21 protein-coding genes are annotated in these 26,057 nt (G+C 44.6%); 17 read left to right on the top strand and 4 right to left on the bottom strand.

The features are described from left to right. Positions 1 to 277 precede the first annotated feature (277 nt). The 4 genes from CXF65_RS12715 to CXF65_RS12730 all read left to right on the top strand — a co-directional run bounded on the left by CXF65_RS12715 (position 278) and on the right by CXF65_RS12730 (position 5,423). A complete protein-coding gene (locus CXF65_RS12715; protein ID WP_264754741.1) occupies positions 278 to 2,302 on the top strand; it encodes a lytic transglycosylase domain-containing protein in 2,025 nt (674 codons plus the stop codon). Between the two features lie 512 nt (positions 2,303 to 2,814). Then, positions 2,815 to 3,606, top strand: coding sequence for a hypothetical protein (locus CXF65_RS12720; protein WP_227523270.1), 792 nt, complete (start codon positions 2,815 to 2,817; stop codon positions 3,604 to 3,606). Between the two features lie 379 nt (positions 3,607 to 3,985). Next, positions 3,986 to 4,969 carry a malate dehydrogenase gene (locus CXF65_RS12725; RefSeq protein ID WP_101212575.1) on the top strand — a complete coding sequence of 328 codons (984 nt, stop codon included), beginning with the start codon at positions 3,986 to 3,988 and terminating at the stop codon, positions 4,967 to 4,969. A gap of 214 nt (positions 4,970 to 5,183) precedes the next feature. Then, positions 5,184 to 5,423 (top strand): DUF2789 family protein, encoded by a 240-nt coding sequence (locus CXF65_RS12730; protein WP_101212337.1) that lies wholly within the window; start codon positions 5,184 to 5,186, stop codon positions 5,421 to 5,423. A 149-nt stretch (positions 5,424 to 5,572) separates the two neighbouring features. On the opposite strand, the gene ribF is transcribed toward CXF65_RS12730, so the two are convergent. After that, positions 5,573 to 6,613, bottom strand: coding sequence for a riboflavin biosynthesis protein RibF (gene ribF, locus CXF65_RS12735; protein WP_101212339.1), 1,041 nt, complete (start codon positions 6,611 to 6,613; stop codon positions 5,573 to 5,575). Positions 6,614 to 6,891: 278 nt separating this feature from the next. Between ribF and CXF65_RS12740 the strand changes: the two genes are divergently transcribed. Beyond that, the gene (locus CXF65_RS12740) at positions 6,892 to 7,500 is read left to right on the top strand and encodes a GNAT family N-acetyltransferase (protein ID WP_025652399.1); all 609 of its coding nucleotides are present in this window, start codon (positions 6,892 to 6,894) and stop codon (positions 7,498 to 7,500) included. An 84-nt stretch (positions 7,501 to 7,584) separates the two neighbouring features. On the opposite strand, the gene CXF65_RS12745 is transcribed toward CXF65_RS12740, so the two are convergent. The 3 genes from CXF65_RS12745 to ampD all read right to left on the bottom strand — a co-directional run bounded on the left by CXF65_RS12745 (position 7,585) and on the right by ampD (position 10,661). Beyond that, positions 7,585 to 8,217, bottom strand: coding sequence for a hypothetical protein (locus CXF65_RS12745; RefSeq protein ID WP_101212341.1), 633 nt, complete (start codon positions 8,215 to 8,217; stop codon positions 7,585 to 7,587). Positions 8,218 to 8,344: 127 nt separating this feature from the next. After that, a complete protein-coding gene (murJ, locus tag CXF65_RS12750) occupies positions 8,345 to 9,895 on the bottom strand; it encodes a murein biosynthesis integral membrane protein MurJ (RefSeq protein WP_025652401.1) in 1,551 nt (516 codons plus the stop codon). A 175-nt stretch (positions 9,896 to 10,070) separates the two neighbouring features. Further along, the gene (ampD, locus tag CXF65_RS12755; RefSeq protein ID WP_101212343.1) at positions 10,071 to 10,661 is read right to left on the bottom strand and encodes a 1,6-anhydro-N-acetylmuramyl-L-alanine amidase AmpD; all 591 of its coding nucleotides are present in this window, start codon (positions 10,659 to 10,661) and stop codon (positions 10,071 to 10,073) included. Between the two features lie 177 nt (positions 10,662 to 10,838). On the opposite strand from ampD, the gene CXF65_RS12760 reads away from it, so the two are divergent. The 12 genes from CXF65_RS12760 to ftsZ all read left to right on the top strand — a co-directional run bounded on the left by CXF65_RS12760 (position 10,839) and on the right by ftsZ (position 25,706). Then, complete coding sequence (locus CXF65_RS12760; RefSeq protein WP_198552009.1) at positions 10,839 to 13,034, top strand: DUF4105 domain-containing protein; 2,196 nt, start codon at positions 10,839 to 10,841, stop codon at positions 13,032 to 13,034. 9 nt (positions 13,035 to 13,043) lie between these two features. Beyond that, entirely contained in the window at positions 13,044 to 13,883 is an 840-nt protein-coding gene (locus CXF65_RS12765) for an SDR family oxidoreductase (RefSeq protein WP_101212347.1), read from the top strand. A 57-nt stretch (positions 13,884 to 13,940) separates the two neighbouring features. Further along, positions 13,941 to 14,954 (top strand): hypothetical protein, encoded by a 1,014-nt coding sequence (locus CXF65_RS12770; protein WP_101212349.1) that lies wholly within the window; start codon positions 13,941 to 13,943, stop codon positions 14,952 to 14,954. A 61-nt stretch (positions 14,955 to 15,015) separates the two neighbouring features. Continuing rightward, complete coding sequence (gene pyrE, locus CXF65_RS12775) at positions 15,016 to 15,744, top strand: orotate phosphoribosyltransferase (RefSeq protein ID WP_101212351.1); 729 nt, start codon at positions 15,016 to 15,018, stop codon at positions 15,742 to 15,744. A gap of 57 nt (positions 15,745 to 15,801) precedes the next feature. Then, positions 15,802 to 16,773, top strand: a complete 972-nt coding sequence (gene gshB / locus CXF65_RS12780; RefSeq protein WP_101212353.1) for a glutathione synthase — start codon at positions 15,802 to 15,804, stop codon at positions 16,771 to 16,773. Between the two features lie 256 nt (positions 16,774 to 17,029). Further along, positions 17,030 to 17,473 carry a DUF2147 domain-containing protein gene (locus CXF65_RS12785; RefSeq protein WP_101212355.1) on the top strand — a complete coding sequence of 148 codons (444 nt, stop codon included), beginning with the start codon at positions 17,030 to 17,032 and terminating at the stop codon, positions 17,471 to 17,473. A 221-nt stretch (positions 17,474 to 17,694) separates the two neighbouring features. Next, a complete protein-coding gene (gene murG / locus CXF65_RS12790) occupies positions 17,695 to 18,780 on the top strand; it encodes an undecaprenyldiphospho-muramoylpentapeptide beta-N-acetylglucosaminyltransferase (protein WP_025652409.1) in 1,086 nt (361 codons plus the stop codon). Between the two features lie 79 nt (positions 18,781 to 18,859). Next, a complete protein-coding gene (gene murC, locus CXF65_RS12795) occupies positions 18,860 to 20,296 on the top strand; it encodes a UDP-N-acetylmuramate--L-alanine ligase (RefSeq protein WP_101212357.1) in 1,437 nt (478 codons plus the stop codon). A 31-nt stretch (positions 20,297 to 20,327) separates the two neighbouring features. Beyond that, on the top strand, positions 20,328 to 21,428 hold the full coding sequence (locus CXF65_RS12800) for a D-alanine--D-alanine ligase (RefSeq protein WP_227523271.1): 1,101 nt from the start codon (positions 20,328 to 20,330) through the stop codon (positions 21,426 to 21,428). 523 nt (positions 21,429 to 21,951) lie between these two features. Next, complete coding sequence (locus CXF65_RS12805; RefSeq protein WP_025652412.1) at positions 21,952 to 22,746, top strand: cell division protein FtsQ/DivIB; 795 nt, start codon at positions 21,952 to 21,954, stop codon at positions 22,744 to 22,746. A gap of 162 nt (positions 22,747 to 22,908) precedes the next feature. After that, positions 22,909 to 24,201 (top strand): cell division protein FtsA, encoded by a 1,293-nt coding sequence (gene ftsA, locus CXF65_RS12810; protein WP_198015442.1) that lies wholly within the window; start codon positions 22,909 to 22,911, stop codon positions 24,199 to 24,201. 305 nt (positions 24,202 to 24,506) lie between these two features. After that, positions 24,507 to 25,706 (top strand): cell division protein FtsZ, encoded by a 1,200-nt coding sequence (gene ftsZ, locus CXF65_RS12815; RefSeq protein WP_025652414.1) that lies wholly within the window; start codon positions 24,507 to 24,509, stop codon positions 25,704 to 25,706. Positions 25,707 to 26,057 lie beyond the last annotated feature (351 nt).

Below are 26,057 nucleotides of genomic sequence, written 5' to 3' on the forward strand. Positions count from 1 at the left end.
GCTGCTGTCCTAATTATTAACAAATGGTAAGGATGCTGGTTGAAAGTTAAACAACTATAGTATGATGAGCCTATTCTAAGAGTGTCCTCGACAAAACATTATTCTTGATAAAACATTTCCTCAACAAAGATAAGCACCGACAAGCCAACGATTAAATACCACTACGATGATAAAGAGAGTAAGTATGACAAAGCGCCGCGCTGCCAAACGTAACCATAGCGACAGTTATGACGTCAATGCCATACCCACAGCCAAGACTAGCGAGCAAGCCAGTCCTATGAATACCAGATCGCTGCGCATTGGAGCGCTGAGTGTCGCCACGGCAATGGGCGCCTTAGGTTTGTCTCAGGTGGCGTGTGCTGAGCCAGTATCTTACGGCACTTATCAGCAAGACAGCAGTATTGACTCATTCACGGCAGCAGCCATCGCCGCCGATCGTGGTGATGTCAGTGCGCTCTATAATTATGAGCAAATGATGAGTGGCGGTTTGTTTGCGATGTATCCGACTTACTGGCGGATGAATTTAGATCTAAATTCCCAAAGCTCGGCAGCAGTGTCGCAGTTTGTGCGTCAATATCCAGATACGGTCATGGCCGAAAAGCTCGTGGCTGATTTTGCGGAAACCAAAGCAGGCTCTAATGATTATGCCTCAGTACGCCAAGTGGCAAATTTGATCACCAATGCCGATGCCAGTGAGAAGTGCGCCGTTGCGCTTGGGTTTAATAATGGTGGCGATACCATGCGCGCCATGGCAGCCAAGCCGGATGTTTGGCTGACGACCAAAAAGCAACCCGCCTTGTGTGATCAGCTGGCGATGGAGATGAACAACAACCCTATGATTAGCAATCAAGATCGAGCGGCACGCCTGAAGCGCATGCTACGTAAGGGTAAAACGGGCGATATCATGGCGTTGTCGTCACGTCTGGGCACGCCTATTCCTTATTCTGCACTCAGTGAGATTCAGCTGAGCCCGTCTTCATTTTTTACCCGTTTTACCCGTGAGCCAAACAGTCAAACCAATCAATACTTGTACTTATATGCGATGGGCCGCCTAGCAGATAAATCTTATCGTGCAGCCGCGTTGCAGCTAGATTTTGATATCAAGCAAGACAATCAGCGTTCAGCGAGATTGTTAAATGATGAGACGCGTCGCTATGCGTATCGTACCCTTGGGGTGCAACGTATGAACCATAATACCGATGATGGCTTTAATGCTGAGGCGGTTGATTGGTTCCGTAGTAGCTTAGACGATGACTTTAACTTTGAAGAAGCCGAAGACTACGCCATGGCGGCCATTCGCTTTGGGCGTTGGGATGATGTGGTCGAGGCCATCGCTCACATGGACAGTGAAACGCAAAAAGGCAATCAATGGCAATATTGGTTGGCACGTGCTTATGAGCAATCAAGCGATGCTAACAAGCGCAATACCGCTAAGAAGATGTATCAGAATTTGGCAAAAAGTAATGAGTATTACGGCTTAATGGCAAAAGACAAAGCCGGTCAACGTTTTGATGCCAGTCGTTTGGGTGGTAGCAACTTGCCAAATGTCAGTACTGCCGATCGTGCACGCGTCATGCAAAACGCTAACTTCGCTCGGGCGTTTGCTTTATACAATGCTGATGCCAGTCGTGCCTATGCCAATCGTGAATGGAATTGGGCTGTCAAGCAAGCACGTGACAATCGTGATGATAATTTGATTATCGCTGCGGCGAGCTTGGCACATGACATGGGCTGGCTCGATCGAGCAATTTATGCTGTGGACAATACTGACAGAGTCGACAGCTTGGCTTTATCGCATCCGATGCCGCACCAAGATGCCGTCGTTCGCTACAGCCAATCAGCGGGGATTGATCCGGCATGGGCTTATGGCATCATGCGTCAAGAGAGTCGATTTGTAGCCTCAGCGCGCTCAGGTGTTGGTGCCAGTGGGTTGATGCAAGTCATGCCTGATACAGCAAAATATATCGCCCGTAATTTAGGTGAGACTTATAGTGCCAGTCGCGCTAACAGTGGCGATACCAATATCCGTTATGGGACTTGGTATATGGGTGATATCTTGGGCAAATTAAACTATCAGCCAGTACTGGCAACAGCCGGCTATAATGCAGGTCCTAATAATGCCAAGCGCTGGCAGCCAGTTTATGGTTCACTCGATGCTGACCAATACGTTGAGTCAATTGCTTTTCCGGAAACGCGCAATTATGTGAAGCATGTCATGGAAAACGCCACGATTTATAGTAGCTTATTGGGTCGTAGTCAGCCTATTAGTCAACGCATGGGAACGATTCCTGCTGCATTCTAAAGTGCTCACTTAGCAAAAAAGAAACCATTAACTAAACTGTTAATGGTTTCTTTTTTTTACCGATTTATTTTTAAATACAAATTGTATTTGCACCAATCAGTTGTTCTTCTGCAAGGCATAGTCAAAACATCCTAAAAACGCGACGCTATTGCTGATATCAATTTTTTGTCGCCTCCGTCTGCGCAGGCACAGCAAGCAAGAAAAATTGATATCAGCAGTGCGTGATGGTTCGATATTACTTTTCATTCCCCATAGTTGTTTGTCTTCTAAGCAGTTTTCATGCTACTTCTTCTGTTTAAGCGACACTTAAGTGATGTTTACGTTTCTGCTATAGATTAAAAAAAGCATTTTGCTACCATTGCTTTAGTTAGTGTCCGTATTTTTTGTTGGTTTATTTTTAGCTTGGTTTGATGAATATTGCTACTTTGATTACTTTTATCCAAGCTTACCCACTCTTTTATCATTGCTAGATGCCTTAATCCCTTATGATCAAAAAATATTTCAATCTGACTATGTCAGTGCACGCTAGATTATCGCAAACTAATCGTCAGTTACCGGATCAGACGCGGGTGGATGTGCTGTCGACATCAACGCCCATTAAGCCATCTGCATTATTGAACGACGATGCAGTAAGCAAAAAGCCTGCGATAAGTAGAAAGTGTAAGGATAAAGGGTATACGGCGATGAGTGGTGCTGCCTTGCTAGTGCTACAAAGCGCGATGCTGATGCCAGCTCATGCGGCCAGCGCTGTTAAAAGCGGGCAGCGGGTACTGATGATTGAGATGACACCGGCACTGTGTAGCTTGCAGCCAACACGAGCGCGTATGCGTCAATGTTTAGAGGGTTATTCGTTAACCGTATCAGGTCTGGATATGGGTTATGGCGAGCGCTGCGGGCGTGGTGCCGAGCCACGTCTGACCCCATTGCAGCTAAAAGTTGTCAATCGCATCATGCCAGACACCACGGTACGTAGCCAAGTATGGCAACATTATGGTGCCTGTAGTCCATTGAGTGCCAGCAATTATTTTCGCCAAATCACGAACTATGCCAGCGCTCTAAAACTGCCTAACGAGCTGAATACGGGCAACAGTTATACTGTCTCAAAATCACGTTTTATTGGGCAGATGACCCGCCTTAATAGTGGTATGCCAGCTTCTAGCATCGACTTAATTTGCCAAGCGGGCAGTCGACGCCAGACAATATTGACCGATGTCCATGTTTGCTATGAAGGTAGCGAATTTGGTAGCTGTAATGAGGTAGTAGACAATTGCGGCAAAAAGTTCATTATTTCAGGTGGTAAGTAACGTCCTTTGCGACGGCTAATTGATTGATATGTGTTAATTTACAAACAGGATTGCTCTTAAATTATTGTTGCTAACACTGTTTTTTTTATCCCCTTCTCTTTATTCTTAAACCTTTATACCAAAGGCTTTGTTATCAGCTTTGTCTTGCTATCCGTATAAAATGTAACAATATAGTCGTGCATAGCCTTCTTGCTTTCTCTAGACGATTAATAGGCTGAGGTGCTACACTAGCTATCGGTTTATGACTGCTATATACAGTGAGCAGATCGCTATCTCAAACGATATTCATCAATCAGAACCATCCATTAGAATCATTAATCAGAACTATTCATTAGAATCGTGAATTATCTAATCTATAATTAGGGAGTATTCAATGTCAATGAAACAGCCTTTACGTGTTGCCGTCACTGGTGCCGCTGGTAATATCAGCTATGCTATGTTATTTCGTATTGCCTCTGGTGAGATGCTAGGTAAAGATCAGCCAGTTATTTTGCAATTGCTTGAAATCGCCCCAGCACTTGACGCCCTAAAGGGTGTGGTCATGGAATTAGAAGACTGTGCATTTCCATTATTGGCCGGTATCGTTCAAACTGATGATGCGACCGTTGCATTCAAAGATGTTGACTATGCTCTGCTAGTCGGTTCACGTCCGCGTGGCCCAGGTATGGAACGTAAAGATTTGCTAGAAGCCAATGCTGCGATTTTCTCAGCGCAAGGTAAAGCACTGAACGACGTTGCTAGCCGTGATGTAAAAGTATTGGTCGTCGGCAACCCTGCGAACACCAATGCGCTTATCGCTCAGCGTAATGCACCAGATTTAGATCCACGTAATTTTACGGCTATGACTCGCCTAGATCATAACCGTGCGATGGCACAGTTGGCTGGCAAAACGGACAGCACCGTTAATGACGTGAAAAAAATGATCATTTGGGGTAACCATTCATCAACTCAGTATCCAGATCTAACGGCTGCAACTGTAAACGGCAAGCCAGCACTAGATTTAGTCGATCGTGAGTGGTACGAAGGTACTTATATCCCAGAAGTACAACAACGCGGCGCTGCAATCATTAAAGCTCGCGGTGCATCATCTGCTGCTTCTGCGGCCAACGCAGCCATTGCCCATGTACGTACATGGGCGCTAGGTAGCGATGAGAATGATTGGGTCTCTATGGGCGTTTACTCAAACGGCGAATACGGTATTGCTGAAGGCTTGATCTACTCATTCCCAGTGACCTGTGCTAACGGCGACTGGTCTATCGTAGACGGCGTTGACGTGTCATCGGATTTCTCAAAAGAGAAAATGGCAGCCACTGAACAAGAGCTTAGCGAAGAGCGTGATGCAGTATCACATTTGCTACCATAAGCAGATAATCTATTGATACAGTAATATTAAAAGTAGTATAGAGAGAAGCCTTCTGTCATTAGAGGGCTTTTTTATGTCTTGAGTAACCATCAATACAATTGCTAACGTTAGCTAAACGTTGATTAACAGCTATTAGTATCAAGCTTGCTACAATGAAGTGGTGTATTCTAAATAATAAAGACAATTAAACCGGTAGTATTTAAGGAGAAAAAGTATGCTAGGTGAACCTGAATATAGTATGAATGAGTTATTCGCCCAATTAGGACTAGATAGCTCTGACGAAGCGATTAGTAGTTTTATTGAAAAGCATCAACTGACTAAAAACGAAGAGTTGATAAAATCTGATGTCTGGAATGACAGTCAACGGATGTTTTTACAAGAAGAGTGGACGCAAGATGCTGCATGGGTTGAGACTATTGATGAGCTAAATGTGCGGATGCATCCAGACGCATAAAATCAGCAATACCGTCGCGTTTTTAGGATATTTTGACTATAAGTTTAAAAACAAATAATAAGTCGATTAAAAAACCCACAATTCTATAAATTTAAAATTGTGGGTTTTTGCTGTTCTATATCTCAATTATAATAATTTTAGTTAAGATGCTAACTAGGCTGCTCGGCTCGCCATTCGAGTAACGCTTTTACATCGTTATGGATACCGACTTTTAGCGCCTCTAAGCCATCATAATGACGTTCACCATGTAGGTAATGTAAAAAGCGTACCTGTAGAGTTAGGTCATACAAATCCGCTTGCAACTCTGGAAAGTGCACTTCCAAACGCCAGTTATGCTCTTTATCAATAGAAGGTCTGATACCAATGCTGGCGGTGCCAAATAAGCTATGCGGACGCAAGCCTGCCACGCCTATTTTTCCATCAGTTGCTTGTGTAGTCAAACCATTGGTGATGACTTCGCCATCATCATCTAGACTCACCACATCGACGGCAAATATACCATGTAAGGCTGGCTTTAAGCGTTTTAAGTCAATATTCGCCGTAGGGAAGTCCATAGTGCGACCGATTTTATCACCGCCGACTACCAATCCTGTCATGGCATAATCGCGACCAAGTAGCGCATTAGCAGCGTCAAGGTCGCCAGCCAATAATAAGTCGCGAACGCGAGTGGAGCTAATACGTGCCGCTTTTTCACTACGATCAGTAACCGTATGTAGGTTGGTCACATCTAAGCCATAATCCCGCAAAAACTGACTGTCGCCAGTACGGTCATGACCAAATTTAAAGTCATCACCCAACACCAAGGATTTGACGTTTAAGCGCAGTGCCAAAATATCCGCAAAGGCCTTGGCCGATAGCGATCGAAAATCAGCATCAAAGCCTGCTACAATCAAAGTTTCAACACCATATTCGGCGAGCAATGCTTGTTTTTCTGCCAAATTGGTCAGGCGCACAGGGGCAGTGTCAGGGGCAAAAAACTCACGAGGTTGTGGCTCAAATATCATGACGGCAGAGCCAAGGTTTTGTGCTTGGGCAATCTCCCGAACTTGGGACAGCATCGCTTGATGACCCAGATGGACGCCATCGAAATTACCGATAGTCAACACGCAAGGTGCTAGGTCTATCGGGCTAGTGTTGGTAGGCAAAGCGCTCGGCGACGCAATCAGTTGCTCAAGAAAGTAGGTATTCATAAGTTTTCAGCTATGATAAGACCAGATAAAAAACGAAAAAACACACCTATACTAAAAATCGATGTGTCTAAAAGCAGCCATTATAAAGTAAAATAGCCCTACTAACATCCTATAGTCCTTCCATAATCGAAGTAAGAGGCGATAAGTATCATTATTTATCACTGCTGTATCAATTAAATAGATAGTTCATTTACCAACATTATTGCAGATGGACAGCACTTAATGATTGTCACTTACCAGCAGCTATTACCAACCACGCCATTAACGATGGAGATATTATGACTGACGTTGCCCTGACTACTATACCGCCTATTTTATCAAAATATAATCTAAACGATTCGTTCGTTGTCGAGCGTGCAAGTCAGAACGATTTATCAGAAATTTTGGCTATTTATAATCAAAGCATCGCGGGCAAACAAGCAACGGCCAATCTGACACACGTGACTTGTGAAGAGCGCGAGGCTTGGTTTGATGAGCATTTAAATAGTGCTACTCGACCTATTTATGTCGTGAGAGCAGTGGCGACGGCTGGCGAAAGCGCAGAGCAAACAGCGTCAGCACTGATAGTGGCGTGGGGCAGCTATAGTGATCTGTACGCACGTATGGCCTATCATATCAGCAGTGAGATTAGTATTTATCTACATCAGGACTATCATGGGCAGGGCTTGGGTAGCTCGCTGATACGCTGGATGATGACACAAGCGCCAAGCCTCGGTATTAACAATATCGTCGCCCTTGTGTTCGCCCATAATCAGCCAAGCTTAGGACTGTTCCGTAAGTTTGGCTTTGAGCAGTGGGGCTACATGCCAAAAGTTTGCGATATGGAAGGGTTTATCGCTGATGTCGTGATGCTAGGTAAAGCAGTGACAGCAGATGAATTGTTGTGAGATTGAGATAAAGTATTGCCAAAAAAGCCACTTTAAAAAAGTGGTTTTTTCTAAATTGCTCATGGAAGAATACAGGGTGGCGTCTTAACCCAAAATTTTCCATTGCCCCGCTATTTTTTGCAATTCATAAGTCAAGGGTGCGGGCTCACTCTGACCCTTTAGCATCAGCTCACCAGTGATGGTTGCACGAGTTTTATCAGCATTATATGTCGTATCAAGGATAGTAACACCATCGACGGTTTGCTGAAAAGCAGATTGCGTCTTAGCAAGCTCTGCTTCAAAGTTTGCCATGTCTACTTTATAGTATCCGGCTGATTTTTTCACGTCACCTTGATATAAGCTATCTAATGCTTGCTTAACCGTGTCTTCTGGCGTACCAGATTGAGTCGGGTTAGTGACTAAGCTTGGCTGCTTGGCGTTTTCTTTATCTGCGCTTATCACAGGGTTAATATTGTCACTATCAATAGCTGTTTCGTCTTCAGCGCTATCAGTCATTTGCTCGCCTGCAACCGTGCTCTTCGTATCAACGCCTGCCGTTTGATTGGCTGCATCGATTTCAGGGTTGTCAGCGATGGCGGCTGTATCGCTTGCTGTGTTTGCGCCATCTGTTTCTACATTATCGTTGTTGCTACAACCACTGATGAGCAATCCAGTGCTCAATACACCAGCGGTTATTAGCATTGGTAAGCGTTGCAGCATCGAATGCTTGATTGTCATAGTAACCCTCAGATTTTATTTATTTATCAATAAACAATTATGGCAACTATCAGCGGCATTCACTGTCAATTCTCATATTAAGCTTGTTTTGGTTTAGTAAGTCATTTATTCAACATTCACAGATAAATTAGCCATGCTTTAGCTGACGTGGACGGAAGCCTGTTGCTAGTAATACCACCCCATAAACCAAAGCACCTACTGCACACATAATGAGCAGAGCCGCGATACGTCGCCACTGAGCCTCGTCGGCTGGGAAGTAGGGCAACATGATATAAAGGATGGCAACCATAGAGGCGGTAGAGATTGCAAACTGGGCAAACAGCTTTTTCCAATGGTTGCCAAAACGGAAAATATCGCGCTTATGTAAGAAATAATATAATAAGCCCGCGTTTACGAAGGCCGCTCCTGTGGTCGCAAGGGCAAGACCACCATGCAGAGGTATCTCTAAAAAGTAGAATATCCCGATAAAAATCACACTAAAAACCATATTGGCAAAGACCGATATGATACCGATTTTTACTGGCGTTCTAGTGTCTTGACGGGCAAAAAATGCGGGCGCAAATATTTTAATGAGCATAAAGCCTAAAATCCCACCGGCCATACTGCGTAACGCCAGCGAACTCATTTGCGCATCACGCAAGGTAAATTCACCACGCAAAAACAGCGCTTGCATCAGCACATCAGCCAGTATAAATAGGGCGGCTGAGGCTGGCACACCGACTAAAATAATCAGTCGTGCTGCCCAATCGATGGTCTTTTTAAAGCTAACGTCGTCTTTTTGCGCCTCACTCTTTGATAAGCTTGGCAAAATGACTGTACCAATCGCTACGCCAATCAGTCCTAACGGCAACTCGCTCATACGTTCTGCCGCGTAGAGCCAAGAAACCGATCCGCCAATCATTAATGAGGCAAAAATGGTATTGAGGAGCAGATTAATCTGAGTGACAGAGACGCCAAAAATGGCAGGTAGCATAAGCTTCAAAATACGTCTTACGCCTTCGTGCTGAAAGTCGACCTTGGGTGCGACCAGCAGCTTTTGTTGCCAAAGCTGCGGTAGTTGTAATAAGAGCTGTAGTAAACCAGCGATTGCAACGGCATAACCAAGCGCCATAATCGGTGTATCGAACATAGGGGCAAAAATTAATGCGCCGCCAATCATACACAAGTTTAGTAACACCGGTGCAAAAGCGGGCGCAGCAAAACGCCCGTAGCTTTGCAGAATACCGCTAGCAAAAGCGGTCATAGAAATAAATAATAAATAGGGAAAGGTAAGACGCAGCAGCTCGGCGGTGATGGCAAATTTACCAGGTTGATCAGCAAATCCAGGAGCAAATAAAGTCACTACCCACGGCGCCATCAAAATGACGACCACGGTGAGCATGGATAGAATCAACAACAGCGCCCCTGAGGTACGACTGACTAATATCTGTACCTGTTGTAAGCTATATTTTTCTTTGTATTCGGACAGTACTGGCACGAAAGCTTGGCTAAACGCGCCTTCAGCAAACAGACGCCGCAAAAAGTTTGGTATCTTAAAGGCGACTAAAAAAGCATCCATCAGGCCACCTGCGCCAAAGACACCTAATAACACAATATCGCGTACCAAACCCAAAATACGCGACAGCATGGTCATGCTACTGACCACCATGGTTGAACGAAATAACCGACTTTTTGCCATGAGAACCTATTCTGCTAGTTTGTTTAGGGATGGTTGTTTGCTGATTTACTGTTGTCAAAAAACTGACGGATTATAGCATTTTCATGGCATATCTATAGCATAGATAAATGAATTGAATGTGGAATTGAATGCTGCTGTTATTATGAGTAATCGCTATCTTGCTAATTGTCATAGGTTAGTCGTTCAGCTTTCGCGCTACCAGCCCGCGCAACTTCGCCCAGTCAAAATAATCGCCAGGATCTGTCTTTCGACTCGGTGCGATATCGCTATGACCAGTTAAGTGTCGGCGGGTTTTGGGGTAGGCGTCATATAGTGCAGCGATAACGGCTGCAAGTGTGTCATATTGCACAGAGGTAAAGGACACAAAATCTGACCCTTCCAGTTCGATGCCAATGCTATAATCATTACATTCAGGACGGCCAAGATAGCTGGATCTGCCTGCATGCCATGCGCGCTCGGCAAAGTTTACAAACTGTGTGATAGCACCATCACGTTCTATAAATAGATGTGCTGAGACCTCTGCGCCCTGAATGGTTTGAAAATAAGGATGCGCATCCCAGTCTAATTGATTGGTAAATAATGCTTTTACATAATGAACACCATCACTGCCGCAGACGCCAAACTCATTCGGTGGTAGGCTAATATTGTGAATGATAATGGTGTCAATAGTCAGGTTGTCGGGTCGTTTATTATAGTTCGGCGACATAAGCCAAGTGGCTGAGGATAAGCGCCCGTCTTTGATAGTCATTGGCGGTGTCATGGACATAAGTGCTCTCTTTTATTATGGGGTTAATAAGTGCGTAGCAAATACTCGTGATTACCAATTTTTTATTAATTAATAGCGAAATTTTTTAAAAAACAGCTAATCATAACCTTCTTTTGACGATTAGATAGACCCAATAACGCGATAAGCGTATGGCTCTTACAGTGCGAGATATTACTCATGTCTATATATTCAAACCTTGTGGTGCACTCCAACCTGTTGACGACAGATTATACGCCAACGAAGATGAGCAGGCGCGCGCGTTTACCATTAATGGTTGCAGGTCTGTTGCTGACGGCACAAGCGCAGGCATTTTTGCCAACGCCAGCAGAGCTTGTGACCACAGGCGCGTTAGCGTTGGATAACAAAGCTGATGCTGAGCTAGATAATAACATCAAGCCAAATAGCACCTCAAATAAAGATGTCACTGATCAGCCACGCACCAATAAAACTACTAGCGGTGTCGATAATAACGTCAGTAGTATTACCAACATTACTGCCGAGCAGCTGCTAGCATCGTGGCGCGAGAAGGCAAAAACAGAAAACCTAGCTCAGCATACGACATGGCGACGTTTATTGTACTTCTTTGATGATCAAAAAAACTTAATTGGTAAGAAAAAAGACACAAGTCTCGTTGAGGATGCTAGCTTCTTTTTGAGTGAAAAAGGTCAACAAGACTCAGGTGCAGAGCTTGATGCGTTGCTGGTCGCCCTTGCTGAAGAATTAGCGCCGACGCCTAACACGACCGTTAAAAAAAACACAGCGATTAAAAACAATACCGCTAATAACTCGGTGCTCTGTCGTTTCCCAGCGCGCGTTCAATGGCTGACTGATACGCTAAATATTGATAAGACAAACTGGCAAGCTGAGTGTCCAGAGCTGAATGAGTGGATGCAAACACTAGCGCCCGAGCAGCTGTCTATTATGTTTGCCGAAGAGTATTTGGACAATCCTATATCAGCCTTTGCCCATACTTTATTGCGTATTGACTCAAAGGCCAGTGTGGCTGATCCCAGTCAGATTCATCATGCCTACGCGCTGAATTATACGGTCGATGGTGATCCAGACGACAGCTTTTTGATTTATGCTTTCAAATCTATGACAGGTGGCTATGATAACGCCATCGAAATCGATCCTTATCCAGAAAAGCTGGCGAAGTATCTCAAAGACGATGAGCGTGATGCGTGGACGTATCAGTTGAATTTGACCCCAAGCGAGGTGCAGCAAATCATGTTGCATGTTTGGGAGACCAAAGGGTTAGAGTTACCGTATTACTTCACCACCGATAATTGCGCCTCTGAGGTTTTACGTCTTATCGACGTCGTGCGCCCACAGCAGCATTTATTAAGCCGACTGCCTTATGCCGTCGTACCTTCTGACGTCATTCAGCTGCTTAATGAAGAAGACTTACTGGCAAACCCTAGTTATACGCCAGCTGATGATACTGTGCGTCAAGCCGCGCTCAATCAAGCCAAGGTCGCCGCTAAGCTAGGTTATCAGCCATTGCCTAAAGAGGCAGCCCAAGAGATCAAATCTGCAGAGCGCAATCCAGCATCCAGTATGTCAGCAGATGGTCAAACCATACGCAACCTGCCTATCGTCGCTTCGAACAATAACCCAATAGATAGACATCCATTGCAAATGGCACAGATTGGTGTCGGACAACGCGGTGACAATAACTATATCGATGTGGGTGTGCGTGCAGGTTTTCATGACACCCTTGATCGTACCACTGGGTTTTCACAGTTTTTTAATTTAGAAGGGCTGGCAGCGACGCTACGCTTTTATGATAATGATGACAACAGTAACAATAAACAGCCGGACAGCGTAGTCTTGCAGAACATTACACTGCTGCGTGGCCGCTCATTTAACCCAGTAAATAGCGCTAAGCAAGGCAAAACTTGGGGTGTCAGTGTCGAGGCAACCCGAGTAAACGATGGCTCACAGCAAGCTGGCAGCGATCATTTGGTCGGGAGCGTGGGCTATGAGACGGGCTGGTCGTGGGCGTTTGGTACGCCAAGCGCTGGTACTGGCGAGATGCCGCCGCAGCTATGTTACGCATTGCTATCAGGCACGGGGCAAGCAGGGCGCGGTATCAATAAAGGCTTTCGAGTAGGTGCAGGCGTGAATGCTGGTTGCCGTTATCAGATTAACAATCAGTTACGCGCGCAGGCTGAATTGCAATTGCCATATTGGTATCATGGCAGCAGTGATGACTCTAACGCTCGCGGTCACTACTGGCAGCCGGTCTCAACGTTAGGTCTGCAATACGATATCGATAAAAAACAAGCATTACGCATCAATGCCAACTACGACTGGCAAGATCGCGTCGATGCCAATGACGATGTGCAATTGTCATACAGACGCTATTTTTAAGGATATAAAATGAGTACGCAAAATTTACTGATTATCGGACAAGGTGATATCGGATTGCCAGTCACTAATAAACTTGCTGAGGACGGTTTATCGGTCACAGGTCTTGCCCGCAGTAAACGCGAACATTATGATTTGAATAGTAATGCAAAGTTTATGCAAGCTGATGCGTTGACACTTAGCGCTGAGCAGCTGCAAGAATTTACTCATATTGCAATTATCGTCACTCCTGATGAGTATTCAACCAGCAGTTATCACGACAGTTACTTGGCGATTAATCAACATTTAGCAGAGCTTGCGGATAAGCTAACCAGCCTTGTGCGCGTTGTTTTTATTTCCTCAACGGGTGTTTATGGGCAGGATAGTGGCGAATGGATTGATGAAAATACTGCGCCTGTTACGCCTGAGCGTGAAGCTTCCAAAGTGATATTGCAAGCAGAACAAGCGTTGCAACAAGGTTTTAGTAATAAAGCCATTATCATTCGTCCGAGCGGAATTTACGGACGCGAGCGTCTCATGCGCCTGCGTAAAGCCCGTGAGCCACAGAAAGAGCCCGTTGCAGCAGCGCACTGGAGTAATCGTATTATGGATCGTGATTTGGTCAATATTATCACCAATGTCCTGACCATCGACGCACCAAAGCCCCTTTATATCGCCACTGACTATGCGCCAGTCACGACTTTTGAGCTAGGCGTTTGGCTAAGTGAGCAGATAGGAGAGACGCCTCCTGCTATTGATGATAAAAAAACAGCGGTTACGGGGAAACGCTTACATAGCAACATTCCGTTAGCTTGGCTCAATTATCCTGACTGGCAAGCAGGTTATCGTGATATTTTGAGTTATCAAGAGTAAGATGATAGTTTGATTTAATTAGAATTGTTTTTATGTTTTATAGTTTATGGAGATTTCATGACCCAGCCTTCTACTTCTGATGATCGCTTACCCAGTGCTGAACGCGCAGCAATAGGCGATAAGCTGGCAGAAAACCATGTGCAAAAAAAGGCTGAGCAATCATCTATGCTAGCTGATTCACAGCAGCCTGCAATCGTCCATCCCAATTTTGATCCCAGTCAATCGCCCCTTGATCCTGCACGTCCGTTAAGTGATATCCCAGAACCTGCTCGACGCTTAAATGGTCAATTACGACGGCTTTATGGGAATTCTGCGCGCTTTTATCAGCCTAATGAGGCGACACTATCGAAGTGGGCGCTTATTGCCTCAGAGGCGCTGACTGAGCATTTGTCATTACTCAATGCCGCCCAACTTGTTGAGTTTCCCGACAGCTTTTATCACAATCATAGCGAGCAGCCATTATTATCGCCATTAACCGATATGACTTTGTTGGACATGTCAGATATTCAGCAAGTACTTCGTGCTTATCCAAAACTGCATCGTTACGGTTTTACGCTTGCGGATAGTCCGCTACAGAGCGATCCGAACAAGATTAATAAGAGCACCAAAAGCACTTCAGCGTCGCTGCGTGCATTGACCAAACGCTATAATCCTGATGAATTACTCAACAGCCTCTATGCCGATGATTGGCAAGTGGTTTTGCAGCCGCAGCAGTTTGAGACAGGCGAGGGCAGTTTGGCGACGGATATTATGGCGTGTAGTGTCGCCGTTCATGCCCTAAAGCAATGTAGTACGCGCAAAAGCATCAATCATAGCTATAGCGCTGCGCAAATCTGTCAGCATGTACGCAGCTATCTGCTTAGCCAAATTGTTTGTGAGCCCGCCCAGCGCCATGCTTATCGTCAGATGCGCATATTTGCTGGGCATATCATTGTTGCCGCTTATCATTTAGGCTGGGAGATACAAGTACGGAACGATGGCCAAAGCTATTTTAATGTCTCATCACGTAGTGGCTTACTGACTCGCTATGCCAATATGCAGGATTATGAGATCAATGGTTGGTCAAGCTGATCAATAATGCGTACAATAATGCCAGTTTTTCGCCCCTCTTTTTGCTGATAGGAATGTCATAATGTCTCACGTAGCACGCTCTCAAGACTCCACGTTTTCATCTCATCAATTCATTCAATTGGCCTTAGACAACCAAGTCCTGAAGTTTGGTGAGTTCGTGCTCAAGTCTGGTCGTATCAGTCCGTATTTTTTTAATGCTGGCTTGCTGGCAACGGGTGAGATGTTGTCATTACTAGCACGTGGTTATGCAGATGCTTTGGCTGAGAAAATGGCCGAACAGATGGCAGCTAACAATAACGGTGCAGAGCAGCAAGAGCTGGTCATTTTTGGTGCGGCCTATAAAGGCATTCCATTTGTGGCTGCAACCGCGCAAGCGTTATGGCTGCATCATGGCATTAATGCCGAATGGGGTTATAACCGTAAAGAAGCCAAAACCCACGGTGAAGGGGGTAATTTGGTAGGTGCTGATGTCAGTGGCAAAGCCGTTTGGGTACTTGACGATGTGATTACGGCGGGCACAGCGATGCGCGAAGTGGTCGATATTTTAGAGCAAGCAGGTGCTAGTGTGGCCGGTATTATAGTGGCCCTCGATCGTAAAGAAAAAGGCCAAAGCGATCATTCTGCTATTCAAGAGCTTGCTGCGACCCTAAAAGTACCAGTACGTGCACTCGTCGATATCGACGATTTAATCAGCTATTTAGCGGATGACCATGACGTACAAAGCGGTCAGTATAAAGATGCGACGCAACTGGCAAAAATGCAGCATTACCGCGCGCAGTACGGTGTATAGTTGGGTACTGAAGTTTGAATCTATTCTAATAATAATATAACGTAAGTGAGCCTTATCATGAGCCAAGAAAAGCAAAAAAAATCTCTAAAAATACTCGTCATTATGGATCCTATCGAGCGGGTTAATTATAAAAAAGACACCAGCCTTGCGATGATGTGGGCAGCACAAGATCGAGGACACACACTGGGCTATTGCCAAATACATGATCTATGGTTGGATCGTGGGCAGCTGATGATAGATGCGCAGCCAGTAACCGTTGCACGCAATCCTGAAGATTTTTATACGCTAGGCGACAAGGCGACAGTGTCCGTCAGCGACTATGACGTGATTTTGATGCGTAAAGATCCCCCGTTTGACATGCGCTTTATCTATGCGACTTATATGCTCGATCATGCCAAATCGGCAGGTGTGTTGGTGATCAATGACCCACAAGCAATTCGCGACTGTAATGAGAAATTGTTTGCAACTTGGTTTAGCGACTATATGAGCCCAACGATTGTGACCAGTAAACAAGCGCATATTCGCAAGTTTATCGCTGAACAGCAAGACGTTATCGTCAAGCCGTTAGATGGTATGGGCGGTACTGGTATTTTTCGTTTGACTGCTGATAGCCCAAACATTGGAGTGACGCTGGAGATATTAACTGAGCTTGAGACCTTGCCAATTATGGCACAGCGTTATTTACCAGAGATCAAACAAGGCGATAAGCGCGTGCTAATCGTCGATGGCGTGGTAATCGATTATAGCTTGGCGCGTATTCCTACCAAAGGCGAGACCCGTGGTAATCTGGCTGCCGGCGGTAGCGGTGTGGCTATGCCGCTGACTGACGTTGAGCGTCAAGTCGCAGAAGTGGTCGCGCCAATCGTCAAAGAAAAAGGACTAATGTTCGTCGGCTTAGACTTAATCGGTGGCCGTATTACGGAGATTAACGTCACTAGTCCAACTTGCGTACGTGAGATTGATGACCAATGTGGCACCGATATTGGTACAGACTTTATCGTAGCGATTGAAAATAAATTGGCTGTCTAAGTTCAATAGCTATTTCAAATAAACAGTTATTTGAGCTAAATAGTCATTAACCTTTATAATTATTAAACTGTAAAGCTATCAAGCTTTAGTAGTAAGAAAAGAGTGATTGAAAAGAAACTTATGTTCATAAAAAACCTAATAATTATGCTAAGATATCTTGATTATTTATCATAATTTTATATGATAGGACAGTATTATCGAGCTATAAGATGATACCAAGCACTGTATCAACTCTTTCATAACACAAGGACGTACTATGAATACATTTGCAAAATCACTCTTACTTACCGCAGGCCTAGCATTGGGTTTTAGTGCCAGTGCAGCAGACCAACTCAACAATACCAAATGGACCACTTACAACGATAGTGGTAATCCCGATGCGGTGTTAAGGTTTTCTGAAAGCAACGGTAAGCTTTCGGCCAAAATTGTTGAGATTTTGGACCCTCGTGCCAAAAATAAAAAAGTCTGTGATGAATGTAAAGGTAAATTTAAAAACAAGCCTTTGACGGGAGCGACGGTGCTGTGGGATTTAGAGCCAGATGCTAACGATCCTAATAAATATGTCAATGGTAGCGGTATTGAGCCAGAGACTGGCAGAACCTTTTCTGGAAAAGCAGAATTACAAGGCGATACGCTGAAGCTACGTGGCTATAAAGGCATCTCATTACTGGGTAAAACTCGTATTTTAAAACGCCGTTAAGCATTGACGTTTTACCCTTCAATCTAAGTCATCAACAAAGCCAAGTCGCGATTGCTCACGGCTTGGATTTTTGTTATTGGTAAACCAGAAATTACTGTATATAAGACATTGATTTCCTCTATACTATGCGGGCTTTTACAGTGTCAGTATTCTCTAACGATCGATATGACTGCAGGCTGACAAACCCTTCATATAAATAAAGAAAAGATAGGCAGACGTTCATGAAAACACCGCATATATTGATGATGGCTGCTGGCACAGGTGGGCACGTATTTCCAGCGCTTGCCGTGGCCGAAGCACTAACCGAGCGCGGTGCTATTATCCATTGGTTAGGGACGCCAAACGGTATGGAGAATGGCTTGGTTGCGCCGACTGGGTATCAGTTTCATGCTATCGATATGCAGGGCCTGCGCGGTAAAGGGCTAGGGCGCTTACTAAAATTGCCGGTTACCTTACTCTCAGCTACCATGGCCGCCATCAAAGTCATTCGCAACAATCAGATTGATATTGTCGTTGGCTTTGGCGGTTATGTGACTGCACCCGGTGGGATTGCGGCGCGTCTGACCAAAACACCGCTGATTATTCACGAGCAAAATGCCATTGCTGGTATGAGTAATCGTTATTTGGCTAAGATGGCCACTAAAGTATTACAAGCATTTGAGAATACCTTTGCGAATAGTCAGCTTGATGCTAAGCTTGAAACGGTTGGCAATCCAGTGCGTAACGCCATTACGGGGGTTGCCGAACCGACTGAGCGTTATGATGTCACTGATAGCTCACCACTTAAGTTGTTGGTCGTAGGCGGCTCACTTGGTGCGCAAGTTTTAAACGAAATCGTACCAAAAGCGCTGGCATTAATAGACCGTCCTTTTGAAGTGCGTCATCAGTGTGGTCGTAATAACGACGCAGCCACGCAAACGGCTTATGATAGTGAGAATTTAAGTGCGCATCACTTTACCGTACAGCCCTTTATCGATGACATGGCAGCGGCTTATAATTGGGCGGATATGATTGTTTGCCGCGCAGGCGCATTGACCGTTACCGAAATCCAAAACGTCGGTATCGCTGCGATTTTTGTGCCGCTACCGCATGCCGTTGATGACCATCAAACAGCGAATGCGCGTACCTTGACATCACACGAGGCAGCGATTTTATTACCGCAGTCTGAGCTGACAGCGAAGCGTTTAAGTGATGAGCTTGCTGTACTGGATAGACAAACCTGCTTGACGATGGCCAAAAAAGGCCATGCGCTCGCCAATCGCCGCGCCAGCCAGCAAGTCGCTGATATTATCTGGCAAGCATTATAAGCGTCGGTCTTAGCATTAATTTTGTCAGCGATTTTTTACTTTAGCAAATTTCATTAGCCTTACATAAAGAGAAAACCCTATGTCTATTTCTGCGAAAGCCTTACCTAAGCGTTTGATCGAAATACCAGAGATGCGCCGTATTCAGCACTTGCATTTTGTCGGTATTGGCGGCTCGGGGATGTGCGGTATCGCAGAAGTGATGAAGAATCAGGGCTATCAAGTCAGCGGTTCTGATATTGCTGATAGCCTGGTGACTCGCCGTCTACAGCAGATTGGTATTGAGATATCGATAGGTCACGATTCCAAAAATATTGCCAATGCGGATGTCATCGTTGTATCGTCAGCGATTGATCGCAGCAATCCTGAAGTAAAAGCAGCGCTTGAAGCGCGTCTGCCAGTGGTACGCCGCGCCGATATGTTGGGTGAATTAATGCGTTATCGTCATGGCATTGCCGTGGCCGGCGCGCATGGCAAGACCACAACGACCAGTTTGCTCACTACGATGATGGCAGAAGGGCAGCTCGATCCTACCTACGTGATTGGTGGTAAGCTGAACGCTTCTGGCAAAAATGCCGCACTGGGTAGCAGCCGTTTCTTAGTAGCAGAAGCCGATGAGTCTGATGCCTCGTTTTTGTCTTTGCATCCGATGGCTGCAATTGTGACCAACATCGATCAAGACCATATGGAAACGTATGAAAATAGTTTTGACAAATTAAAAGCCGCTTATATTCAGTTTTTACAAAATATGCCGTTTTATGGTTTGGCCGTCGTGTGCGGTGATGACCCAGAATTATATGCGATGATTGATGATATTGGTCGTCCCGTATTGACCTTTGGGCTTGAGCCTTTTAACGATGTACAGGCCGTTGACTTGGTGACAGAGGGCACAAAAACTCACTTTACCGTATTGCGCCGTGACCGCGAGCCTTTACGTTTGACCCTTAATATTCCTGGTACTCATAACGTCTACAATGCGCTTGCCGCTATTACCATGGCGACAGATGAAGGTGTCGATGACGAGGCCATCAAACGCGCCTTGCAAAAATTCGAAGGCGTGGGTCGTCGTTTTGAGCAGCATGCCTCTGTCAGTATCGATGATGGTGACGTGTTGTTGATTGACGATTATGGTCATCATCCAAAAGAAGTCGACGCGACGATTAAAGCGGCGCGTCAAAGCTTCCCTGAGCGTCGTTTGGTAATGATGTTTCAGCCGCACCGTTATAGCCGTACCCGCGATTGTTTTGATGATTTTGTCGAAGTACTCTCCAGCGTAGATGAGCTATTATTATTAGACGTATATTCAGCAGGTGAAAGCCCGATTACTGGTGCTGATACCAAGTCATTGGCACGTAGCATTCGGCTGCGCGGTGAAGTTGAACCGACGATTATTGACAAGGACAATTTAGCACCGGTCATGCAGCGTTTACTAAAAGCCAATGATATGCTGATTACCCAAGGTGCGGGTAATGTGGGCCAGATAGCAGTCGATTTGGCCGCCAATAACCTTTATATCTAATAAGCTAAAAAGAATTCTAGGAACTATCCTTATGACAAGCAATAATCACCAAAAAAATGCAAACGACCTTCATAAAGCCAGCGATAATGTTGAAGGTAAAGCAACGATTACCAACCCAGAGACAGCACTAGCGGCGGCGGCTCAAGCGGAGCAAGACAAGCTTGCAAGTGATAAAGTCGCTAATGATAGGGCAGAACTAAGCAATAACAACAGCGAAGTAAAAGATGCTGGCCAGTTTGGTAAAGTAGCCGTTATTTATGGTGGCAGTAGCAATGAGCGCAGCGTGTCGTTAGACAGTGGCGCCGCTGTCTTGCAAGCGCTACAAAACCAAGGCGTTGATGCCACTCATTTTGATCCTAAGCATCAGGACATTACTGAGCTGCGTGATTATGATCGCGTGTTTAATGTGTTGCATGGTCGCGGCGGTGAAGATGGTTTGCTACAAGGCGTGTTGCAATGGTTTGATATTCCGCAGACAGGTTCAGGCATTTTGGCATCAGCGCTGGGCATGGACAAGGTTCGTACCAAGCAATTGTGGCAAGGCTGCGGCTTAGCGACGGCACCATTTTCACTATTGACGGCCGATACCGACTGGCAGCAAGTGGTCAATATGCTAGGTCTGCCACTCATTATCAAGCCCGTTCATGAAGGTTCGAGTATTGGCATGACCAAGGTTAATAACTTGGACGAGTTGCCGGCGGCTTATGCAACAGCGGTACAGTGCGGTGATGCTGTCATGGCTGAGCGCTGGATTACTGGTCGCGAGTTTACGATTGTTATTATCGATGACGAAGCCTATCCGGTCATTCGTCTTGAGCCTGCTGATATCACCAACTTCTATGATTTTGAAGCCAAATACAATCGTAACGATACCAGCTACTATATTCCGTGCGGCTTAAGTGACGCTGATGAAAAGCATTTACAAGATTTGAGCCTTGCTGCATTCCGTGCTGTTGATGCCAAAGGGTGGGGGCGTATCGATGCTATGCAGGACGAAGCAGGTAACTTTTGGTTGCTTGAGATTAATACCGTCCCGGGTATGACCAGTCATAGTTTGGTACCGATGGCAGCTAAGGCGCGTGGTATGGATTTCAATACGCTGTGCTGGCACATCCTTACGCAAACATTATAAACAGTTGGTAGATTCAGCTTAAATGTTCTTGTCTGGCTTAATATTCATAACGCAGTTTGTGATAATCGCTATTGATACTATAGAAGTTTGAAAAGTGATTATTAATGGGTAAAAATAATCGTCAAATAGATACTGACATTATTGAATATTTATGAATATAAGCAGAAATGAATGTATCGCTAGCCCTGCTATACCACAGCTTCGTGTAAACTTGTGTAAATTCGTTGTTAGTAGTAAGGGTTAGGCTATTGTTTGACCGCAAAATACGTTAATATTGTAATTATTGAATCGTTTTAGTGATATTTATGTTGTTTTATGAGTATATGTTATAAGTTCTTCATAAAATGAGAAAAATGTTACGTTTGAAATCAGATAACAGGGTTATATCACTCATTTTCGCTAAATATTTTGCTAACATATTCAATCCGTCATTCTCTGCGTCCGTGATGCAGATTAACTTTTAATAGAACGCACTATTGGCTTTATGCAAATAGTTTTATGCAAAATAGGGACAAAGGTCATTATGGCTCAAACTGTCAACGACGTAACTGACTTGATGAGTGATAAAACCCGTCGCCCAAAATCTAACTTCCAAGTACCGACTTCGGTCAGATATTTTTTTATGGTACTGGTGTTGGGTTTATTAGTGCTTATATTGATTATGGGTGGCAAAGCCCTACGCGATGCACCTCCAGCAGCTATTCATGTCAGCAATCAAGGTTTGACAGTCGCTCAGTATCGAGCACTACAGCAAGTGATGAACCAACAGAAAGTCAGCAGTTTTTTTACGTCTGATTTACAAGCACTAAGGGACATCACTACTGGCCTTGCTTGGGTTGACCAAGTGAGTGTGTCTCGGGATTGGCAACGTGGTATCGTCGTCACAGCACTTCCCAAGCAAGCAGTTGCTAATTTTGGTACCGAGCGTTTGGTTGATGCAAAAGGGGCTGTTTTTGTTCCCGCTGACAGTAGAGATTTGACACAAGCGCAATTTGCTACGTTACAAGGTGAGATAACGCAAGCACCGGTTATCATGCAACAAATGCAGCAAATCAATGATTGGTATGCGCCACTTGATATGCAAGTCGCTGATATTATTCTGTCACCAAGAATGACGTGGCTCATTCGTTTTGATAATGGTCAGCGCGTCATTGTTGACAATGAAAACACCGCACAAAAACTGCTGAATCTAAGTCAATTATTAGGTAATCAGTTAAGTAACCGCCGAAAAGAGATACAGTCGGTCGATTTACGTTACAAAAACGGTTTTACCATTGCTTGGAATATGGCACAACCCGAAGCCGAAGCAGCAAAATAATTGACAGTCAGAAAACACAGTCAATAATAAGTAAGCAGAAGTATTGTATAAGCATCAAAATTGAACGTACAGTAGGATATAACAGCGTAGTAATAGCGCTTTTTTAATGATTTAATGGGGACGTCATTTGGTCTCCTGTTTAGCGATAATTTGTCTGGTACCATGAAAAATACTGAAAATCTGGTTGTTGTCCATCTAAGTGCCACGGCAGTTTATGTCGTTATTGGCAGCGTTGTCTCTGCAAAAGACATTCGTATCATGGGTGTGGGGCAAGTTAAAAATAGTGACTTTTATCAAGGTCAAATAAAACATCGTGAACGCTTGCAAGGCGCTATCAAACAAGCCATTCAAGAAGCAGAAGATACTGCTAATTGCCGGGTGCATAGTGTGTGGTTGACCCTAGCGACGCCTGAGCTACTTAGCAAAAACAGTGCTGGCGAAGTGAGAGTAGAGGACGAAGTCGTCCGTGCCAAAGACATGGTACAGGCTTTATCCAATGCCAAATCACGCGACTTATCTTCAGACTATTATTTGATGCATTGTTGTCAGCAAGGTATCTATGTCGATGAACAAGACTTTATGGTCGACGATGCGATCGAAACGGTGGCGCATAATATCAGCGTGATGTATCACATGATGATGATGCCAGTCGCCAGCCGTCAAAATATCCAAAAATTATTACAGAGCTGTGATGTTGGTATCGATCATATTGTCTTCGATGCAGTGACCAGTGCAGAATATAGCCTGATGAGCGACGAGCGTCAGCAGGGTGTGTGCTTGGTCGATATTGGCGCGAGTACGACCAGTATTTGTGTCTACAAAGAAAACAAGCTGATCTTTACACATTGTATCGCCACAGGCAGCCATGAAGTGACGATGGATATTTCAGCAGATGTTGGCATATCAATGATAGAAGCTGAAAAACTTAAAAAATCGCATGGTACGGTTGATGTCAATAGTGTCGATCCTAGCTCGTTCTTTATTTTTAAACCGCAAGGGACCAGCGACGAGATTAATATCGGTATTTATAATTTAGCCCGTATTATCGAAGCGCGTTATGTGCAGATTTTTACTGAAGTGGCGCGTCAACTGCATGAAGCGGATTTGATTAGCTATATCGACAAAGGTATCGTGCTGACAGGCGGCGGTAGTGCTATCAAAGGTATGATACCCTTTGCTAAGAAGTTGCTAAAAATGCCAGTGGTGATGACCAATACTCATCCGGCGATCAGTGCTTATAATCATTTTGATAATGACGAGTCCTTTAAGCAGCTGAATATTCAGGTCAATGATCGCGCTTATCAAACAGCATTTGGTACATTACTATATAGTCAAAGCGAGCAGTTTCGCCACAGTGAAAAAAGCGAGCCGGAAGCGCTTCAAAAAAATAGAGTGACTGGCGTCTTTCAAAGCGCAGGGCAACGTTTTGCTAGTGTGCTCAAAAAGATACTATAGTTTAGCTATCAAACACGTTTGTATGAAGACGTTTATATAAAAACGTGTTTATACAAAGAATGGCTATACAATAAGCGTTGATTTTCTGAAAGATATACCGAAATTAAATGCATAAAGTAGTATTAAAAGTAACATTGAAAGTAATACCCTGAGCAATGACGACATATTTTTGTCCCAGCTTAACGATTTAAGCCATAGCCCTGTTTTATTTAAATACATTTATATATAGTAAGTCGATAGCGCGTCATATGAGTGCGTTAGCATGTATCGACCATCACGCTATCTGCAACTGGAGAATCTTTTTTATGTCAAAATACACCATGCCAGATGATAACCAGCTTCAAAATAACGGCCAAGCAAGCTTCACAGTATTCGGTGTGGGTGGTGGTGGCGGTAATGCTGTTGAACATATGGTACAACAAGGGATTAGAGGTGTGACGTTCGTCTGTGCGAATACGGATAAACAAGCACTTGATCGTTTGACAGCACCGCATAAGTTACAACTGGGCGCAAAAACGAACCGTGGTCTAGGCGCTGGTGCCAATCCAGAAGTCGGACGTGAAGCAGCAGAGAGCGAAGAAGAAGCGATCCGCGCGTTACTCGAACATTCTGACATGGTCTTTATTACCGCTGGAATGGGCGGTGGTACGGGTACGGGCGCAGCACCAGTCGTGGCTCGTATTGCTAAAGAGATGGAAGTATTGACGGTCGCTGTTGTGACCACACCTTTCAAATTCGAAGGCGGTAAACGTATCAAGGCGGCCAAAGCAGGTATTGAGCAGTTGACCAACTTCGTTGACTCTATCATTACCATTCCTAATGATAAGTTGATGAGCGTTTATGGCAATATCTCTATGCAAGATGCGTTCAAAAAAGCGGACGATGTGTTATTACACGCCGTGCAAGGTATCGCTGAAACCATCGCCAGCGAAGGTATGATCAATATTGACTTTAACGATATTCGCACCGCAATGACTGCCAAAGGTCATGCGATGATGGGTATTGGCCGTGCCAGCGGTGACGATCGTGCGCGTCAAGCGACTGAAAAAGCCATCAGATCACCGTTACTTGATGATTTACGTTTAGAGAATGCCAAAGGTCTACTGGTTAACGTGATTTCATCTGAGTCTTTGTCATTGGATGAAATGAGCAAAATCAGTGCAATCGTCGAAGAAATTACTGATATCGATGATGCTCATATTTTCTACGGCTCTGTTATCGATGAAAAAATGGGTGATGATTTGCATGTCACTGTCATCGCAACGGGCTTGACCTTAGATGAACACGCGGGTGAAGAGCCTGAAGTTGTTGAGCAGCCTGTACCTTCGGTGAATAGCACGCAGCCTGTTGATCCTAACTTGCATACCAGCGCGTTAAACAGTCAAAAGCAATCGCAAGCCCAACTGCATCAAGATAGTCTGGCTCGCGCAAATCCGACACAAGAGCAGCCTAAAACCAAGACCAACAGTATCCAAGACTATCTAAAGCGTCAACAAAACAAATAGTTGTTGTTTACTTCTAGTGATTATAAAAAGCCAGTGCTATGTCGCTGGCTTTTTTGTGCTTGTTTATAAGGTATAGTCAAAATATCCTAAAAACGCGACGATATCAGCAGTGCGTGATGGTTCGATATTACTTTTGACTGGCTATATGTTTTTTACGAAATCGAGATGTGCATGTGGTAGGGGTTTTATGAACATTAGCTACTAATACTAAAGCCCTTATTGATAATATGTCTCGAACAAGGTGCAGTGAAGCAAAATTTATTCTTAACAGACTGTTTCCTATAGTTATTTATAGGTTTATTAAATATAATTTGCTTGAATAACAAAGTTACGATAAGAGTTATCAATCAG

This window comes from Psychrobacter sp. Sarcosine-3u-12 (genome assembly GCF_002836005.1).
Classification (GTDB): domain Bacteria; phylum Pseudomonadota; class Gammaproteobacteria; order Pseudomonadales; family Moraxellaceae; genus Psychrobacter; species Psychrobacter okhotskensis.

Coding starts and splice junctions, on each gene's coding strand:
- CXF65_RS12715 (WP_264754741.1), top strand. CDS start 278: ATGAATACCAGATCGCTGCGCATTGGAGCGCTGAGTGTCGCCACGGCA.
- CXF65_RS12720 (WP_227523270.1), top strand. CDS start 2,815: ATGTCAGTGCACGCTAGATTATCGCAAACTAATCGTCAGTTACCGGAT.
- CXF65_RS12725 (WP_101212575.1), top strand. CDS start 3,986: ATGAAACAGCCTTTACGTGTTGCCGTCACTGGTGCCGCTGGTAATATC.
- CXF65_RS12730 (WP_101212337.1), top strand. CDS start 5,184: ATGCTAGGTGAACCTGAATATAGTATGAATGAGTTATTCGCCCAATTA.
- ribF (WP_101212339.1), bottom strand. CDS start 6,613: ATGAATACCTACTTTCTTGAGCAACTGATTGCGTCGCCGAGCGCTTTG.
- CXF65_RS12740 (WP_025652399.1), top strand. CDS start 6,892: ATGACTGACGTTGCCCTGACTACTATACCGCCTATTTTATCAAAATAT.
- CXF65_RS12745 (WP_101212341.1), bottom strand. CDS start 8,217: ATGACAATCAAGCATTCGATGCTGCAACGCTTACCAATGCTAATAACC.
- murJ (WP_025652401.1), bottom strand. CDS start 9,895: ATGGCAAAAAGTCGGTTATTTCGTTCAACCATGGTGGTCAGTAGCATG.
- ampD (WP_101212343.1), bottom strand. CDS start 10,661: ATGTCCATGACACCGCCAATGACTATCAAAGACGGGCGCTTATCCTCA.
- CXF65_RS12760 (WP_198552009.1), top strand. CDS start 10,839: ATGTCTATATATTCAAACCTTGTGGTGCACTCCAACCTGTTGACGACA.
- CXF65_RS12765 (WP_101212347.1), top strand. CDS start 13,044: ATGAGTACGCAAAATTTACTGATTATCGGACAAGGTGATATCGGATTG.
- CXF65_RS12770 (WP_101212349.1), top strand. CDS start 13,941: ATGACCCAGCCTTCTACTTCTGATGATCGCTTACCCAGTGCTGAACGC.
- pyrE (WP_101212351.1), top strand. CDS start 15,016: ATGTCTCACGTAGCACGCTCTCAAGACTCCACGTTTTCATCTCATCAA.
- gshB (WP_101212353.1), top strand. CDS start 15,802: ATGAGCCAAGAAAAGCAAAAAAAATCTCTAAAAATACTCGTCATTATG.
- CXF65_RS12785 (WP_101212355.1), top strand. CDS start 17,030: ATGAATACATTTGCAAAATCACTCTTACTTACCGCAGGCCTAGCATTG.
- murG (WP_025652409.1), top strand. CDS start 17,695: ATGAAAACACCGCATATATTGATGATGGCTGCTGGCACAGGTGGGCAC.
- murC (WP_101212357.1), top strand. CDS start 18,860: ATGTCTATTTCTGCGAAAGCCTTACCTAAGCGTTTGATCGAAATACCA.
- CXF65_RS12800 (WP_227523271.1), top strand. CDS start 20,328: ATGACAAGCAATAATCACCAAAAAAATGCAAACGACCTTCATAAAGCC.
- CXF65_RS12805 (WP_025652412.1), top strand. CDS start 21,952: ATGGCTCAAACTGTCAACGACGTAACTGACTTGATGAGTGATAAAACC.
- ftsA (WP_198015442.1), top strand. CDS start 22,909: ATGAAAAATACTGAAAATCTGGTTGTTGTCCATCTAAGTGCCACGGCA.
- ftsZ (WP_025652414.1), top strand. CDS start 24,507: ATGTCAAAATACACCATGCCAGATGATAACCAGCTTCAAAATAACGGC.